Genomic DNA, 14,114 nt, shown 5'->3' with positions numbered 1-14,114 from the left:
TTGTTTGGCGACGATTATCTGATCATAAATGAAGCCTTTTTTCTATCTAAATAAACAAGTTAGCTCTTAAGATCCTGTCTATGATGATGACTATGCTATCTAATGTGAATAGACATTCATCGCTTGTTTAAGGTCTCGTATTACATCTTGACGTAGTTTTAATGGCTCTAAAATTTCCACACAATCTGCGTTGTGAATGAGCCAATGTTTAAAATCTAAGCTATCTCTAGCCCTTGCTCTGACAATGTAGTGGCTTTTCGATGTTTCTTCTATTTCCTGGCATTCACTCAGTTTAAATTCATTTACAAACTTGCTGTTACCTTCAGAATCTCTCATCATTTTAAGTAATACTTCGAACGTTTCACCGCCGTTAACCCATTTACCCTTTGTCGTCGATAGATAAGCGTGGAGGCAAAATTCAGACTTGTTACCCATTGAAAAACTTTGATTTGAGCGTATTTCAATGTTGTTTATCTTGTGCATCGTATAGGTACGCATTTCTCCAGACATGGAGCTACCGTTAGAGCTTCTTTTGTAACGCTCTCGAGCTACAAGATAAAATACTTTTTGATAGACAAACGAAGCGTATGGATCAACCTCACAGCGATGATTGTTGTAATCAAATGAGAGTACTTGTCTATTTTCAAGTGCACTTTCTATGTCATAAAGCACGGATTGTTCAACCTGTGGCGCTACAAAGTCGTAGCAACTTACTTGAATTTTGAATGGTGCGCTATTTAGCGTTGTTTTTGCTCTTGAAATAAGCCTTAGGGCGTCGTTGAGTTTCGCTCCTGCTGACGGCAAAAGCCGTTCTCGCAATTGATTGCCAATACTACCTAACATTGAGATTGAATCACTTAATCCAGGGTTTACATCAAAATCAACGCCTTCTTTTACTTTATAACGAGCTTTCGATGCAGTCCCGTTACGTACTAATAACTCCGAATGCCCGACCGGACCAGAACCTTGGACTCCATGGTATTTATATACGGAGTCTAATATGCGCTCTGCCCACTTTTGTTGAGCCTCTTGTGAGGTGTCTCCACGGTAATAAAAAGGCTCTTTTCGAACATCATCAAGATACTCTTTAGGTGTGAGCCCCTGCTCCTTTGTTGAAAGTAAAGTGAGGCAGTGTAAATAGCAATAGAAGTCACCAAATGCTTTTGTAGACATGCTTTCTCTTATCTTTGATTCATGATGTGCCGTATTTAACCACAAATTTATTTTGGAGATTCGCAGGAAGTCACATTTTTTTTGTGGATACTATTGTAATTGATTTCTTTTTCACCAATTACAGAGGGTGTTTTGTAACTATTTGTTTTTAGGTTGAATTTTGAACAAAATTGCAAGGTGGAGCTTACATTAAGTGATGTTAATTCCAATAATGGTGGCTTTATATAATTGAGAGGGGAGTGGTTTGTGATTTTGAAGTGTTTTTAATCAGTTAGCACACTATTTTCTTGCTATCGGCTCGTTATCGTTTGTGCTCAATATTGAGGGGAATACCATTGAGCAAGTAAGGTTAGAATGAGTCGATCACTCAGCAAAAATATCATTGAACCAAGCTTCTAATTGCTCGCGTTTATCTTGGGGGCCATTGATTACCACTAATCCATTCAGTGTAGCTTGATCCCAAGAGATCGTTCCGTTGGCCAATGCATCGAACACGTCGAGCTCTGTAATAAGCAATAAATCGTTCTCTGTCGGCAAAGTGTCTCTTCCTGAAACGTTCACGCCTTTTTCAATGCTGATTTGGCTGTAGTGACCTTTAATCGCTTCAAATAAGTTGAATTCAATCTTACTCGGATGCGCCTTTGCGAGTGCTGACTTTATCGAAAACAGTTTGAAATGATCCGGTTTATCTAGGTTTCCGAACTCGTCATCTTGCCTTGCTGTGATGACATTGCCAAATACCTCCAGTGAACCGGGCTCTGTCACTAAACTAAATCCGGTTTCTTGGTGTAATCCGCAAGCTAATACCAGAGAAGAACTGAGTGAAAGCAAAAGAACAAAACGTTTTAGCATGTGTGAACCTTAAAAGAAGCAGGGCAGTTTCCTTACTCCAACAATAGACCTAGATCGTTGAGTTAAGGTTGCGAACTGTACCAATAAATAAACGATAAAGGGACCACAATGGGTCCCTAAGTTATCGACTCGCCATCCTTAGCAGCCTTTGATTATTAGCGAACGATGAGCATGATCTCTTCTGGAGTCATTGCCTTATCGAAGTAGCTCATGAATTGACCGAAGCCTTTGATGTCGCCATTCGAGAACGTGAATGCACCAGACTGTAGGTTGGTACCAATCACTTGTTGAGCGTTTGGACCTGCAATCAAGATTTGGTTCAATACTGCACGAGTGGTGTCGATTTGAACGTCTGCGCCTTTCACTGCTTCTTCGTGTAACTGAGCAATACCGTTGCGAATTTCGATAGTGAATGCTTCGTTCGTATCAGAGAAGTTGTACGTTAGCATCATGTTCACGTCTAACGAGTTTTCTGCGATAAGCGTTGAAGTCATCATGTCGAAGATCTGCTTGCTTGGTAGTGCAGTAAGAACGTCAACAGAAGCGAAGCTGATCATGTTAGAGAAGTCACGTTTGTTCTCTAGTTCAGCCGCCGCGTTGAGCGCCCAGTTACGCCAGTTGATGTTCACTTGGTCTGCAGCCCATGCTTTGTAAGCTTGTGCTTTCATCTCACGAGCTTCCATATCTTGCTTGTTTACCGTGATTGGGTAAGAAAGAATTTCTGCTGCAAATGTGTAGTTCTCAGCCTTAATTGCTGCTTGTGCAGTCGTAAGGATGTTGTCACGACCGCCCATGATCTCTACGAATGCTTTAGCGCGTTGCTCGTAAGCCATTGGCTCTAGCTGCCATGGATCCGCTTCGAAGAAACCGTTGTAACCTACGTAAATCTGACGCACGGCGTGTGCAACAGTACCGTAGTGTTCACCTAACCAAGGGTGTTCTGCAAGGTGCTTAGGAAGTTTAACTACTTCAACTAGCTCGTCTGGCGTCATACCTTTGTTCATGTAACGGATAGTTTGATCATGAGTGTATTGAATCGCATCACGGTAAGCCGTTAGTACGTCAGCTACTGCTTCTTTACCTTCAACAGGACGACCGTGAGAGTTAATCATGATCTCAGTGTCGAACTTACGCATTACGTCGATGCCCTTGAACCACATTGATGGGTCACGGAATTTAGTACCACGGATGGTGTGAAGGTTAGGGAAGTTCTCACCTTGAAGTACTTCAGCCGCGTGCAGGATTTTCTGGTCTGGGAAGTAAACCACTAACTCATCTTTAGTTTCAGATGGCACGTTCTCGATGTGCATTTTCACGCCAGAAATTTCGATTTCGATGTGGCTTTGGCTTGGTACAAGCAGGTTTGGTTCGATGAACGAGATAGCACCTTGCATGAAGCGTGGACCAAGGCCGTCGTTTACTGTGCCGTGCTCGCCTTCTTCTACGTGCTTAGCACCTGTGTAAGAAGTACGGTGACCAAATAGAGTACCTAGGTTTGAAGACCAGTTAGCCACTGCAGCGGTTAGGCCTTCTTCAGCGATGATTTTTACTTCACCTGATGCCACTTCTTCGCCAGTCACCCACGCACGCACACCAGAGATGTGGTCGATGTGGTTGTGAGAATAAATGATTGCTTTAACCGGCTTGTCGGTGATTTGACGGAACTGTTCTTTAACCGATTGAGCCATTTCTACCGACTCGCCTGGATCAACAATGATGATGCCGTCCGTACCTTCAATCATGACGGGTGTATCTAGACCGAAACCGTAACCAAGATATACGTTGTCATCTACTTTGATGATTGCTTGGTCCATTTTACGACCATGCTTGGTGAGGATTGGGTGAACATGGTCAGACTCAGCAGTGTAAGCTAGAGAATCGCCTGTTTTAGAAACAACTTGAATACGTTCGCCTTTTCCCCAGAACATGTTTGATTTGTGTTCGAATAGAACCTCGCTCTTGTAGCGAGCATCAAGATCAATGTTTTGGTATTGCGCAGCATTTGCCGTCTGAAGTTCTTGGCCGACTTTCGATGTCGCTTCTACAGTTGGCGTTGCAGATGCAAAACCAGAAGCAAGTAGAGTGCTCGCAATAGCAACAGGAAGCGCCATTTTTTTGAATGTATTAGTCATGGTAGTGACCTTATATTTGGATACAGGAATTGGATTTCTTGAGCCAAATGATAGAGGTGGGGGAGGTCGCTATCTACGCGCTAATAATATTTCAATCTATCGTTTTTTCGATGATTTGTTTGATAAACGATTGTATTGGCGATTAATTTTGATCTAAATCAATTAGTAAATGAGCTTGCAACAGATACAAAAATGCCCTGAAATTCAGGGCATTTGTTTTACAATTAGTCGCTAGTTCATGAGTGGCTGTGATACGAGTGAATAACAGCCAAATCATTGAATATTTAGTTGCTTATCAAGAGCTAATCGTTTACCAAGCACCTAAGTATGACTTGTAAGATTGTAGGCGAACCGTTGCTGCACCGATTACATCGATGAAGCCCCAGAACGGATCTGGCTTCTCAGCTGAGATCCAAGCCGCGCCAGTTGAACCAATAGGGATGTTGTAACCTTCTGGTTCAATGATCTCAAGTACGATAGTACGACCTAAACCATTGCCGTTTCTTACCACGTGTTGACCGACGCTTTGTGGCCCCTGAAGTGGAGAAATACTCGACTCACCAGTACCGGCATTAAAGCTGTGTACTTTTGCTCGGAACACGTGACCTGGGTATGCATCAACGAAGAACTCAGCGAAGTCTCCTACTTGAACATAGCCATAAGTTTGGTCTGAAATACGCATCTCAAGAAACTTTTTGCTGGTGTTGTAGAGGTGCATGTTACCCATGACAGAACCTTCAGCAATATTCACTATCGATACCTGACCATCAAACTCAGCTCTAATGGTCTTTTTCTCTTGCGCCCAATTTACTTTTTGTAAATCGGCTTTTAACGACACCAGTTCAGCATGCAGCACTCGAAGATCAGAGTCGTACTTTTCTACGTCACGCATATTGAAAATTTCAGGTGACGTTTCAGCACGCTCTAAGTCGCGATTCATTTGCTTGATCTCTTCTTCTTTCTGAACAATTGAAGACTCGATCTTTGCTTTGTCTGCGGCTGAGTCAATGTCGACGAGTGTGTAAATTACGTCGCCTTCTTTAACCATTTGGTTGTGTTCAACAAGCACTTGGTCGATCTGCTGGCCAAAGATCGGTGACATTACCGCGTGTGGTGCTTTCACTGTGGTTGAGTTGGTTAGATCAACGGGTGCCCACAAGCGAGAGATAACCGCTAATACCGCAAGAATCGTTACGCCGCCAATGGCAGCCCATGTGTAGTTCTTGAAGTTCTTCTTAAGTGCGCCTGTCGCAAACAGTGACCATACAATTAGGATGTATGGAATCATCATCTCTTTCATTATGCGACCTCTTTTTCTGTAGCGGATGGTGTTGTTGGAGTCTTTTCTTCTGAAGCCTGTTCTTTTGAAGATTGCTCTACTGAAGACGGCTCTGTTACCGGTTGTTCAGGTGATACGTGGACTGCGGCTGTCTCTGTATTGGTCGCGTCTTGTTTAGGCTGAACACCACGGCGAATCACATCACTCAGTGATTGACCAATATGTTTCCAGTTCGCCAATGCGATAACCAATGCGATAACCCAGAATGTTTTGCTGATGAAGAGTCCGCAAAGTGACAGTGCAAACACGATTTGAACGTGAGCGCTTTTGTGCTCTTTTGCTTTATGCACACCCAGTTCATGCAACTGCCACATGCCGTAAACACCGGCTAAAACCACAGCAATGGTCACTGAGAACAAGTAACCAGAGAAGGACTCCATCTGGAAGAAGTTCATCATCATTTCATTGGGATGATTGTTGAATTGAGACATGTCGATGTCTTTAGAATGGATTGTGCCTAATGGTGCAAGAGCCCATGCTCCCGCAAACATCACTGCCATAAACAGGCAGAATTTAATCAAGACCATCACAACGGCCCAGATTTTCTGGAAAACGATTTTTATAAAGTTCATATCTCAACCTAAATAAGGAGAGAGAAAGTGCAGCCTTGGTACAAGACTTTTAGAAGACATCTGAAAGAGGTGTTGAACTCACGTAACCGTATAGACCTACTGAGTCAAAAGTACTAGATGACAATTAAAAATCGCTTTGACCACGTAGACAACGCATTCTCGCGAATAGAGTGTTAAAAACACCTGGCGAAATCATTCTTAAGTAACGTCTACCATTGATAGGTTCGTTTGCTGCATTGGGTTTTAAGGCCGTCTTCCGTGATGTGTGCAACACCATCATCTACACATTTTTAGGTTTTCTGTTTAGGTTAAGAATTGATTTGTTGGCGAAATAATAGGAAGTGTAACTGGTGCTATCTACGCATTATTGCGATATTGAATTATCGTAATTACGATGAATTGAGTGGTTGCTTAAACGTGAGGTGGGTTTATTTGAACAGGCTCAAACTCGGCTTATAAAATATGTCTATTTAATAAGCCTGGATCATAGAAGTGGCTATAAAAGTATCAATAAGGCAGGACGGAAATATTGAATACTCCGACCAGTCTAGGGTGAGTTTGGGTGGATTAAGCGTTACTGGCACAGCGAAGAGATTTAGATTCCAATCTGGCGAATGTGGCAGCTATTCGAAAGAATGAGTTGTTCTGACATTTTTGCTCTTTACCATATGATGCTTCCTTCTCAGTTTTGTTTTCTCAATGAGCATCCGTTGTTTCATTCTATCGCTTTTACGATAAGATAATTAAATCTATCGCCAAATGAGCACTGAATCATGAGTAATGACATTCCGAATTTTAACTTATTGGCTGTGTTTTCAGCGGTGATGGAGCAGGGCAGTTTGAGTAAGGCTGCCGATCATTTGAATACCAATCAATCGACGATCAGCACTGCGCTCGGCCGACTGAAAAATGAAATTGGCCAAGAGTTGTTTGTGCGCAGTGGGCGAGGGGTTGTGCCTACTGCTTACTCGCAAAGCTTGTATGAGCAAATCAAAGCGCCAATACACGAGCTCAACGGCGTGTTTCAAGGTATGGCTGGGTTTGATGAAGCGAGTACAGAGCGCAGGTTTGTGGCTTCGGTTCCCGAACATTTAAAGTGGATGTTGCTCGATCGATTTTCTCAGTTATCTAACCAAGGCTTATCTCTTGAGGTGTATGACCAACCAGATAGTGATGATCAAGTCCATGAGGATCTATTAACTCAGAAGTTTGATTTGATGATCGACATTGTGTTGCCTGAGCATTCAAGCATGATGAGCGAAAAGCTCTACGACAGTGAGTTTGTGATTGTTTGCCGAAATGGGCACCCTAGGATCAAAGGTGAGATCACCGAGGCGCAATATCTCAGTGAGCAACATGCGGTTTTAGCCAGAACACGTCGCCAAGTAAGAAGTTTGACTCACTACACTTCGTTAGACTTATCCTCGCGTAAAATTGTAATTCACGGTAGCTCTATGGCCAGTAACCTAATGCTGTGTAGCCAGACTGATTACATCACTGTTGTGCCGCTTTCTATGGCGATCCAGTATCAGGAACGTCTTGGGTTACAGTTGTTCAAACCGCCTTTCGATTATCAGCCTATCTCTCATTACCTCATTTGGTTGAAAAAACAGAACACCGATCCGGCACATAAGTGGTTGAGAGAGCAGATCATCAATACGACTAATGACATGTCTAAATCACTAAACAGTTGGCGCTCCGCTTTCTGATCGTCGCCCTATCTTTTGTTTGCCAAATATCTTCTTAACAAATCACTTGTATTAAGTGAGTTATAATAAAAAATTATCACAATGAGAATTTATGATAATTTCATTTATTTGCTGTCAGCTCGTATATTAACCCTAACAAAGAAGTGGGTAACCTCCACTCACGATTATATCGGCTCAGGTTGCTGGGCTAAAAAGGGCGAAATATGAAATTCCTACACACAATGATCCGAGTTACTGATTTAGACAAGTCTATCGAGTTCTACACCAAGGTATTGGGAATGAAGGAACTTGAACGCCACGAAAACAAAGAGTACCGCTACACATTGGTTTTTGTTGGCTATGAGCAAGGCGGCACGACTATCGAGCTAACGTACAACTGGGATACGAATGAGTACGAGATGGGCAGCGCGTTTGGTCATCTGGCATTGGGTGTAGAAGATATTTACGCAGCATGTGACAAAATCAAATCGCTAGGTGGCAACGTCACTCGCGAAGCGGGTCCAGTGAAAGGCGGCTCAACTCATATCGCTTTTATTACTGACCCAGACGGCTACCAAATCGAACTGATTCAACTAGGTTAATCGAGGATATAACAATGACAAACGCACTATTTCAACCAATTCAACTTGGTAATATCGAGCTTAAAAACCGTATTGTTATGCCACCGATGACGCGTTCTCGCGCAACGCAACCTGGTAATTCAGCAAACGATATGATGGCGGCTTACTACGCTCAGCGTGCTTCTGCAGGTTTGATTATTGCTGAAGGCACACAAATTTCACCTATGGGTCAAGGCTATGCTTGGACTCCGGGTATCTATTCTGATGAGCAGATCGCTGGTTGGAAAAAAGTGACTGATGCCGTACATGAAAAAGAGGGCGTTATCTTCGCTCAACTTTGGCATGTAGGCCGTGTAACACACCCAGACAACATTGGTGGTGAACAGCCAATCTCGTCTTCTGCACTTAAAGCACAAAACGTAAAGGTATTCATCGATAACGGTACTGATGAACCGGGCTTTGTTGATGTGGTTGAACCTCGTGAAATGACGAAACAAGACATCAAAGAGGTGGTTGAACAGTATCGCCAAGCGGCTTTGAATGCGGTTGAAGCAGGCTTTGATGGTATCGAACTTCACGCAGCGAATGGTTACTTAATCAACCAATTCATCGATTCTGAAGCAAACAACCGCACTGACGAATACGGTGGTTCAATTGAAAACCGTTTACGTTTCCTAGGCGAAGTGGTTGAAGCTATGGTTGAAGCGATTGGTGCTGACCGTGTTGGTGTACGCCTTGCTCCGTTCACATCGTTGAATGGTACGGTTGACGCTACACCAGTAGAGACTTACACAGCGGCGGCAGCACTACTTAACCTATACAAAATTGTTTACCTACACATTGCAGAAGTTGATTGGGACGATGCACCTGAAACGCCAAAAGCATTTAAAGCAGCAGTTCGTGAAGCCTACGAGGGTGTCCTTATTTATGCGGGTAAATACGATAGCGAGCGTGGCGAAAAAGCCGTTGCTGAAGGCGTAACTGACATGGTTGGTTTTGGTCGTCCATTCGTTGCGAACCCAGATTTACCAGCTCGTATTCAAAATGGTTACCCACTTGCAGCGCACGATCCAAACACATTGTTCGGTGGTGCTGAAAAAGGTTTAACGGATTACCCAGAATACGCAGGCTAAAAACAGCTGCCTGAAGCAGAGTATTGAGATAGTATCTCGATCCTGTTGAATGTTTATAAAAAGCAACCTTGCAGAGTCGGGTTGCTTTTTTTGTTATTGGACTAAGTAAAATGATGAACGTGAAAGCGATGCGCGGAGAGCTTTACCTTCTATTTGCCACCCTGCTAGCTGGGGTTGGATGGATTGCATCTAAGCTGGTGGTATTGGAAATGCCGGGACCAGTGTTCATTGGTGTGCGTTTTTTAGTGGCGAGTCTTATTCTTCTGCCGTTTTGTATTCATCATATTCGTAAGCTTTCGTTTAAACAGATCTTGTCTCTTTGCGGCGTGGGTTTGTTGCTGTCTGCCTCACTGCAAGTCTGGGTGTATGCAGTGTCGGTGACCGAGACCTTGTCTGAAGGGGCATTCATCATGAGCTTAGCCATGATCATTGCCCCCTTTGTGTCTTGGATTTTGTTTCGAGTTAAACCTAATCGTGCGTTTTGGATGTCTTTCCCTATCGCGATTATCGGCATGCTGTTGCTGACTTTGGGTAACGGCTGGCATGTTGAGCAGAGTCAGATTTATTTCTTACTAGCATCGATGTTGTTGTCTGTTCACTTTGTGATGAACAAGCGTGTGATTACCAATATCAAGCCTATCGCATCAATCTGTGTGCAACTGTTTGTGGTGGGTGTGAGTGGTTTAGCCTTTGCTTCTATGACAGCTCAGCCGGAGTTCGAAATCACCAAAACCTTAGTCTTCTGGTTTATTGTCTCTGCGGTGATCGCAACGTCTATTCGTTACTTGCTACAAACGGTCGGTCAGCACTCCGTGAACATGGAAGTGGCGGCATTGATCATGATTCTTGAGCCTGTGTGGACGCTGCTGTTAAGTGTGAGTGTGCTTGGCGAAAGTGTAGAGATGCAGAAGCTGCTCGGTGGGGCGGTGATCATTGCTTCACTATTTTGCTATATCAAATGGTCGAGACGAAAATAAAACACTCGGCGCAAGGCCGAGTGTGGGTTGTTTTTTAATGCACGCTTAGAAAGCAATAATTTCTAAGCACTAAGCTTGGTAAGCAGTGAACGCGGTAAGATCAGATTGCCGCGACTACTTTCTGAAGTAGCTTGAGCATTTGTTGTTGCTCTTCAGCATCTAACTCGTTCATCAACTCTTTGTTTAAACGAACGGGGATAGGAACGAGTTGTTCTTCAAGTGCTTTTCTGAGCTTTATCAGGCGAGTGTTGAACAAGACTTGTCGAGTGCAGAGCAAGGGTTAAATTCTGCGAATAAGACGTGCAAAGGGTGTCACCGTACTTATCGTTCTCGCTGGTAACTATTCTAACAACGAGCTTTGAATACAGGTGGTAAAGTCGAACCCTTACCACCATAGTCCTATCGCACAGCCTTCTTTTCTTTATGCCATCAATTCGAATGCACTAGGGGCGGGAAAGGACGTGAATGAATTAGTCGCGAATAGTGACTTTTGTAATCACAATATCTTCGCAAGGCACATCTTCGTGTCCCCAGCGAATGGTTGTTGGTGCTTTCGCAATTTTGTTTACCACATCCATACCTGCTGAAACCTTACCGAATACCGCGTAACCCCAGCCAGCATTGGTTGTTGAGGTGTGATCTAGGAAATCGTTGTCATCAAGGTTGATGAAGAACTGCGCCGTTGCAGAATGTGGTGCATCAGTCCGAGCCATTGCCACAGAACCAATCACATTCTTCAAACCACGGTTTGCTTCGTTGACGATTGGGGCGCGAGTTGGTTTTTCTGTCATGTCGATAGTGTGACCACCACCTTGAATCATGAAACCTTCAATAACACGGTGAAATGTCGTGCCTTCGTAGAAACCGTCTTGGCAGTATTTAAGGAAGTTTTTCGACGTTACTGGCGCTTTTTCAAGGTTCAGTTCAATCTCGATATCGCCAAAGTTGGTGGTGAAAGTAATCATAGGGCTACCTAAAGTTGAAGTTTTACTGAGTCGTAATGACGAAAGTGGGTTGCAGTATAGGGAAAATAACAGCGGATACCAGTGATGGTTTTATTGTGGTTGAATTCTCGTCAACCACCAAAATCACGCCTGATATTGTTTAAGGAACATCTCGACACTTGAAGTAATGAGCACTTGCTTGTGTGCAGCATCCGGTGACGGCACATGACCAATGATTTGCGGCCAAAACGCAAAAGACTTAAGCAGACCAATGAACTGCGTGGAGGCGAATTGTGGGTCTAGTTCTACTAAACGACCGTCTGCCAACGCGGCTTTAATCCAGGTTGTAAGTCCACTTTCTGCTTGGGAATATTTTTCCATCGCTTGATGCGCCAGTTCTGCGTTATGGAAATACTCTGAGAACAAAACGCGTGACAGGTCGATGAAGCCTTCAGACTCAAGTAACTCAAGCTCTTGATTGGCTATCGAGGAAAGCTGTTCTTCAAGTGGCAGTTCTGCTTGATATGGGAAATGCGTTGCGGCCAGAGTTTTGCTCCAAATGCTGTCTAGAATCTCATCTAAAAGCAGTTCTTTGCTGGCAAAGTGATTGTATACGGTGCGCTTTGATACTTCTGCGCGACTCGATATTTTATCCATGCTGGTGGCCTTGTAGCCATGCTCAGTAAACTCTGCGATAGCAGCGGCAACGATCGATTCACGTTTTCTTTGGCTCAGCGTTTTTTTTACAGTCATCGGGATACTACTCAATATGTCGCGGTTAGCATTACATACGCTAATTTTACACCAGTAAGTTTACTTTTAGAACACCAATCCGCGTATTGGTAATTCGGTCGAGAGCAACTGAATCGCTTTGCAATGCACGGTGGGTATCATAGAATCGAAAGTGTATTCGAATTTTATTGATATCAACGGAAGAGAATAAACAATCAATGAGTAGTATTTTAGAGTGTATTCGTACAGTTGGACGAGGAGAAAGAGGGCGTAAGCCTTTATCGTTCGAACAAGCCTACCGCATCATGGATGAGTATTTAAGCGGAGAAGTCGGTGACGACCAAATGGCTATGCTACTGATGTTGATTCGTGTGCAGAATGAAACCAATGAAGAGATCGCTGGCTTTGTAAAAGCGTTTCAATCTCGAGTGCCAGATTTAGGCGCTGATATTGATTGGCCGTGTTATGCAGGTAAGCGTAACGATAACGCCAGTGGCAAGCCTTGGAACTTGTTGGCGGCAAAAATCTTAGCTGACAATGGCTATAAAGTGTTAATGCATGGCTATATGGATAAGCCGAGCGGTAGGACGCACGTTGAAAGCCATTTGCAAGATGTCGGTGTGCAAAGTGCTGAGAGCCCTGAACATGCTAAGTCGATTCTTGAACAAGACGGCATTGCTTATTTACCGCTAGCTAACTTTGCGCCCGAAGCACAAACCATGATTGGTTGGAAACACCGCTACGGTTTGAGAACACCAATTAACACGGTAGTTCGAGCATTGAATCCTGGTGGTGGCCGTTTAGGTCTGCGTGGCAGTTTCCATCCTGGCTTTCCACAACTTCATGCGGAAGTTGAGCATGTTATCGGAAATAAATCCCACTCGGTGATTTCATTCAAAGGGATGAACGGTGAGTCGGAATATAATCCTAAAGTTAGCCAAACGGTATGGATGAGCTCTCCTGACAAAGTCGAATCGTTCTACTGGGAAGAGATGATGAACCTAGAGCTGCCACTTCCTAGTCAATGTGTACTTGGCACATCGGCTGAAGATATGGCGCTAATGGCGAATACCGTTGTCGACAGCATGACAGCCATTCTCTTTGCAGAAACGCACGATAAAACTGAGGCATACCAGAAAGCGGTGCGCCTGTGGCATGAGTATTGTGCGCGTTAGATGGTGGTTTGTAATCAATGAGAGAAGGTCAGCGAGCGCTGGCCTTTTTATACTTGATTTCTAGCAAGGGCTTTTCGTGAACACCCAAACAATAAAGCTACTTCACTCGCATCAAGCGATGCATTTTGTCTTCGAACTGAATCTCAATCACCTGTGAGATTTTCATCTTATCAACACGATCAAGCATTCTCGCTTGGTAATCACGTTTTTTCATCCACTCTAGCGGTTCTTTAAAGCCATCTTCATTAATCACAAACGACTGATCGGTAATAGAGTCTTCAAAGATATGAACCACCCAAATGCGTGATTGGAAATCCAATAACTCACTAAAGTAGCTTTTTAACTTAGATAAGGAATTCGTTAGATACGTTTTAGGTGGGGTTTGGGAAGACATAGTAAACCGTATTTGGACAATGAAAATCGGCAAGGGCGCCGTCTGATCATTATAGCCTTTACCCGTTAGGCTTGTCAGGTCGAATTCGGCAGCCATTCACGGCTATTGCGCTTGCTAATGCTTTGCTATTGCTACTGTGGCTGCCAGTTCGTGATTAACCAAATCAGTGTCGGATTCACTATTTAACGAATAGGCCGAAGTCGATCTCTTGTTCTCTTTGATATTTCACCAGCTTCACTTTTAGGTCGTGTTTTGCTGCTAAATCAATGGCTAAGCATGACATGCGTTTTATCTCATCAACGCAGCTTGATATCAGCGGTTTTTCTTGATTATCGATAGTGGCGATGAGTGTGTTTTCTGTGCCGTCGTTACCTGCGTAAATATACGCGTACATGTTGTTGTCGTGTTGCATAAACTTCCTA

At 43.7% G+C, this 14,114-nt stretch carries 15 protein-coding genes and 1 pseudogene; 6 read left to right on the top strand and 10 right to left on the bottom strand.

Going from position 1 to position 14,114, the window contains the following annotated elements:
* Positions 1-99: 99 nt before the first annotated feature.
* From AB6F11_RS14700 to AB6F11_RS14680, 5 genes are all read right to left on the bottom strand, one after another.
* Positions 100-1,173 carry a YafY family protein gene (locus AB6F11_RS14700; protein ID WP_102394213.1) on the bottom strand — a complete coding sequence of 358 codons (1,074 nt, stop codon included), beginning with the start codon at positions 1,171-1,173 and terminating at the stop codon, positions 100-102.
* A gap of 363 nt (positions 1,174-1,536) precedes the next feature.
* Positions 1,537-2,025 (bottom strand): hypothetical protein, encoded by a 489-nt coding sequence (locus AB6F11_RS14695; RefSeq protein ID WP_102394214.1) that lies wholly within the window; start codon positions 2,023-2,025, stop codon positions 1,537-1,539.
* A gap of 155 nt (positions 2,026-2,180) precedes the next feature.
* Positions 2,181-4,157, bottom strand: a complete 1,977-nt coding sequence (locus AB6F11_RS14690) for an alkyl sulfatase dimerization domain-containing protein (RefSeq protein ID WP_102394215.1) — start codon at positions 4,155-4,157, stop codon at positions 2,181-2,183.
* Positions 4,158-4,467: 310 nt separating this feature from the next.
* Complete coding sequence (locus tag AB6F11_RS14685) at positions 4,468-5,457, bottom strand: efflux RND transporter periplasmic adaptor subunit (RefSeq protein ID WP_102394216.1); 990 nt, start codon at positions 5,455-5,457, stop codon at positions 4,468-4,470.
* A complete protein-coding gene (locus tag AB6F11_RS14680; RefSeq protein WP_017065282.1) occupies positions 5,457-6,068 on the bottom strand; it encodes a hypothetical protein in 612 nt (203 codons plus the stop codon). The genes AB6F11_RS14685 and AB6F11_RS14680 overlap by 1 nt, the downstream gene beginning before the upstream one ends.
* A 773-nt stretch (positions 6,069-6,841) precedes the next feature.
* Here AB6F11_RS14680 and AB6F11_RS14675 point away from each other — a divergent pair.
* From AB6F11_RS14675 to AB6F11_RS14660, 4 genes are all read left to right on the top strand, one after another.
* Positions 6,842-7,777, top strand: coding sequence for a LysR family transcriptional regulator (locus AB6F11_RS14675; protein WP_102394217.1), 936 nt, complete (start codon positions 6,842-6,844; stop codon positions 7,775-7,777).
* Between the two features lie 203 nt (positions 7,778-7,980).
* Positions 7,981-8,358, top strand: coding sequence for a lactoylglutathione lyase (gene gloA / locus AB6F11_RS14670; RefSeq protein WP_017066787.1), 378 nt, complete (start codon positions 7,981-7,983; stop codon positions 8,356-8,358).
* Positions 8,359-8,372: 14 nt separating this feature from the next.
* Positions 8,373-9,470 (top strand): alkene reductase, encoded by a 1,098-nt coding sequence (locus AB6F11_RS14665; RefSeq protein WP_017065285.1) that lies wholly within the window; start codon positions 8,373-8,375, stop codon positions 9,468-9,470.
* 110 nt (positions 9,471-9,580) lie between these two features.
* Positions 9,581-10,447, top strand: coding sequence for a DMT family transporter (locus AB6F11_RS14660; protein WP_102394218.1), 867 nt, complete (start codon positions 9,581-9,583; stop codon positions 10,445-10,447).
* A 100-nt stretch (positions 10,448-10,547) separates the two neighbouring features.
* On the opposite strand, the gene AB6F11_RS14655 is transcribed toward AB6F11_RS14660, so the two are convergent.
* The gene (locus AB6F11_RS14655) at positions 10,548-10,703 is read right to left on the bottom strand and encodes a hypothetical protein (protein WP_017070441.1); all 156 of its coding nucleotides are present in this window, start codon (positions 10,701-10,703) and stop codon (positions 10,548-10,550) included.
* Here AB6F11_RS14655 and AB6F11_RS14650 point away from each other — a divergent pair.
* Positions 10,671-10,787: pseudogene (locus tag AB6F11_RS14650) on the top strand (cytochrome c); the annotation flags it as partial. The gene AB6F11_RS14655 and the pseudogene AB6F11_RS14650 overlap by 33 nt on opposite strands.
* 130 nt (positions 10,788-10,917) lie before the next feature.
* On the opposite strand, the gene AB6F11_RS14645 reads toward AB6F11_RS14650, so the two are convergent.
* Both AB6F11_RS14645 and AB6F11_RS14640 read right to left on the bottom strand, forming a co-directional pair.
* Positions 10,918-11,412, bottom strand: coding sequence for a peptidylprolyl isomerase (locus AB6F11_RS14645; RefSeq protein ID WP_017060208.1), 495 nt, complete (start codon positions 11,410-11,412; stop codon positions 10,918-10,920).
* A 123-nt stretch (positions 11,413-11,535) separates the two neighbouring features.
* The gene (locus tag AB6F11_RS14640) at positions 11,536-12,144 is read right to left on the bottom strand and encodes a TetR/AcrR family transcriptional regulator (RefSeq protein WP_017066785.1); all 609 of its coding nucleotides are present in this window, start codon (positions 12,142-12,144) and stop codon (positions 11,536-11,538) included.
* Positions 12,145-12,311: 167 nt separating this feature from the next.
* Here AB6F11_RS14640 and AB6F11_RS14635 point away from each other — a divergent pair, with 167 nt between their 5' ends.
* Complete coding sequence (locus AB6F11_RS14635) at positions 12,312-13,298, top strand: glycosyl transferase family protein (RefSeq protein WP_081324522.1); 987 nt, start codon at positions 12,312-12,314, stop codon at positions 13,296-13,298.
* A 97-nt stretch (positions 13,299-13,395) separates the two neighbouring features.
* On the opposite strand, the gene AB6F11_RS14630 is transcribed toward AB6F11_RS14635, so the two are convergent.
* Positions 13,396-13,692, bottom strand: coding sequence for a hypothetical protein (locus tag AB6F11_RS14630; protein ID WP_029235295.1), 297 nt, complete (start codon positions 13,690-13,692; stop codon positions 13,396-13,398).
* A 178-nt stretch (positions 13,693-13,870) separates the two neighbouring features.
* Positions 13,871-14,104: a hypothetical protein gene (locus tag AB6F11_RS14625; RefSeq protein ID WP_017060212.1), complete on the bottom strand. Its 234-nt coding sequence runs from the start codon at positions 14,102-14,104 to the stop codon at positions 13,871-13,873.
* Positions 14,105-14,114 lie beyond the last annotated feature (10 nt).

It is taken from the genome of Vibrio sp. 10N.247.311.14, from assembly GCF_041467715.1.
Lineage (GTDB): Bacteria > Pseudomonadota > Gammaproteobacteria > Enterobacterales > Vibrionaceae > Vibrio > Vibrio crassostreae_C.
The sequence above is the reverse complement of the archived record's forward strand: the minus strand, read 5'-3'. Positions and strand labels throughout refer to the sequence as shown.